Origin of the sequence: Polaromonas sp. OV174 (assembly GCF_900112285.1) — a bacterium.
In the GTDB taxonomy this organism is placed as follows: domain Bacteria; phylum Pseudomonadota; class Gammaproteobacteria; order Burkholderiales; family Burkholderiaceae_C; genus Polaromonas.
The window spans coordinates 1-2,556 of record NZ_FOKZ01000057.1 but is presented as its reverse complement, the minus strand read 5'-3'; the positions used below and the strand labels follow the sequence as shown (position 1 = coordinate 2,556).

Here is a 2,556-nt window from a genome sequence, read left to right as displayed (position 1 = left end):
GGACTAAACCGCTCGCGCGGTAGTCCGCCGCAAAGGCCCTGACGCGGGGTAAACATCGCGTCCCTGTCTATGTTGGCGAGTGAGGCAATCGGCCTCGTTCTTCGACAGGAGCACGATCATGATCCCTTTGACCCAAGCCATCTCGCCGCTGCGCCAACGCATGCTCGACGACATGCGCATGCGCAAACTCGAACCCAAGACCCAGGCCGCCTATGTTCGCGCGGTGCGATACCTCGCCGGCTTTCTGAGACGCTCGCCCGACACAGCCACTGCGGAGGATTTGCGACGGTTCCAGTTGCACATGATCGATCGGGGCGTCTCGCCGATCACGCTGAACGCCACCATCACCGGGTTGAAGTTCTTCTTCGATGTCACGCTCGAACGGGGCGAGCTGATGGCCCGAATGAGCTACGTGCACGTGCCCCAGAAGCTACCCGTGGTGCTCAGTCGCGACGAGGCGGCGCGCCTGATCGCTGCGGCCTCCAACCTGAAGTACCAGACGGCCCTGTCCATCGCCTACGGCACCGGGCTTCGGGTCAGCGAGATCGTGACGCTGAAGGTCGGCGACATCGACAGCCAGCGCATGACGCTGCGCGTCGAGCAGGGCAAGGGCCGCAAGGACCGCTACGCCATGCTGTCGCCCTTGTTGCTGGAGCGGCTGCGCGCCTGGTGGCGAGTAGCCCATGCCCAAGGCAAGATGCTGCCTGGCGGCTGGCTGTTCCCGGGCATGAACCCGGTGGACCCGCTGACCGCACGCCAGCTCAACCGCGCCGTTCACGATGCCGCCGAGGCGGCCAGGATCGACAAACATGTCTCAATGCACACGCTGCGCCACAGCTTCGCCACGCACTTGCTGGAGCAGAAGGTGGACATCCGCGTGATCCAGGTGATGCTCGGGCACAAGAAGCTGGAGACCACCTCGGTCTACACCCATGTCGCCACCGAGGTGCTGCGCGAGGTGGTCAGTCCGCTGGAGATGCTGCAGCCCGCGTAGGTTGCCCTCCGTGGCGCCCCCCGCCCTGGAGGTCGCCGACGTCTTCCGCACCCATGGCCCAGACTGGCGCCAAGCGCAGCGGGGTCACCTGAGCCTGGGCCAGCTCAAGGTCATGTCGGCCATTGAACAGTGCCGCAGCGCGGCGCTGGGAGGTCATGTGTTGCGTTGCAGCGGCTGCGGACAGGACCAGATCGCCTACAACTCGTGCCGCAACCGGCACTGTCCGAAGTGCCAGGCCAGTGCGGCACAGCGCTGGCTCCAAGCGCGCCAGGCCGATCTGCTGCCGGTGGACTACTACCACGTCGTCTTCACCTTGCCCGCGCCTATCAGCGCGCTGGCGTACCAGAACAAGGCCGTGCTCTATGCGCTTCTCTTCGATGTGGCCGCCGAGACCCTGCTGAGCATCGCGGCGGATCCGAAGCACCTGGGCGCCAGCATCGGTGCAACCCTGGTACTGCACACGTGGGGGTCGGCGTTGACGCATCACCCGCATGTGCACGGGATCGTTCCGGGCGGCGGCCTGGCGCCGGGCGGCGAACGTTGGCTTGCCTGCAAGCCCGGGTTCTTCCTGTCCGTGCGCGTGCTGTCGCGGCTGTTCAGGCGGCGCTTCCTCGAAGCACTTACCCAGGCGCATCGCTCCCATCGGTTACGCTTCTTCGGCGAGCTGGCTGCTCTGGCCGACGCGCGCGTGTTCGTAGACTGGCTCTGTCCACTGCGCCAGTGCGAATGGGTGGTCTATGCCAAGCGCCCTTTCGCCGGCCCCGAAGCGGTGCTGGCCTATTTGTCTCGCTACACACACCGGGTGGCCATCTCCAACAGTCGGCTTCTCGCCATGGACGGTCGGGGCGTCACGTTCCGCTGGAAGGACTATCGGGCCAAGGGCCGAACGCGCCACAAGACGATGACGCTCGATGTGGATGAGTTCATGCGCCGCTTCTTGATCCATGTACTGCCGGGCGGCTTCCATCGCATCCGCCACTACGGGCTGTTGGCCAACGGGAGCCGCAAGGCCAGCCTGGCGCGGGTTCGCGAGCTGCTGCATTGCGACGCCTCTGTGCCAACGCCTGCCGTCGATGTCGAGTCCGAGTCCGTACGGCCGAGCTTCGTTTGCACGCACTGCGGCGCGCCGATGATCATCCTGCAGACCTTCGCTCGGGGTCAGTTGATCCGCGCGCCACCTCCATCACTGCGGACAGCATGAGTACAGATCTTCATCAGCGTCGCAATCGTGCTTCGACTCTTCACCTTTCTGAGTCGATGTGGGACGCTCCTGCACGCGCGCTCGCTGCGGGCCCTCGGCACCCGACACGTCAAGGAACGACTCAATGTGTCGGCTTCAATCCAATGTGTCCCATCGATGTCATCGACCGCTTCATTGGCAGCGCCGACATCTTCAACTCAAGCGCTGTTGCCCGAATCCCCATAGCTTCATAGCGCTTCTCGCGCCGCCGAGGTGCATTCCGCGGTTTCCTCCTTAGAGGCTTGTCCAACACCTGCCCTCAGGCCGTTGTCGTGTCTGGCGCTGTCGTGTCGCTCGGGCAGGTATCGGACAACCCTTAACC

2 protein-coding genes are annotated in these 2,556 nt (G+C 64.6%); both read left to right on the top strand.

The features are described from left to right. Window positions 1-118 precede the first annotated feature (118 nt). A complete protein-coding gene (locus tag BM160_RS22015) occupies window positions 119-994 on the top strand; it encodes a tyrosine-type recombinase/integrase (RefSeq protein WP_092008277.1) in 876 nt (291 codons plus the stop codon). A gap of 10 nt (window positions 995-1,004) precedes the next feature. Next, window positions 1,005-2,195, top strand: a complete 1,191-nt coding sequence (locus BM160_RS22010) for an IS91 family transposase (protein ID WP_092008278.1) — start codon at window positions 1,005-1,007, stop codon at window positions 2,193-2,195. Window positions 2,196-2,556 lie beyond the last annotated feature (361 nt).

Excerpts from the sequence above, each read along its gene's own strand:
- BM160_RS22015 (WP_092008277.1), top strand. The coding sequence starts at position 119 with ATGATCCCTTTGACCCAAGCCATCTCGCCGCTGCGCCAACGCATGCTC.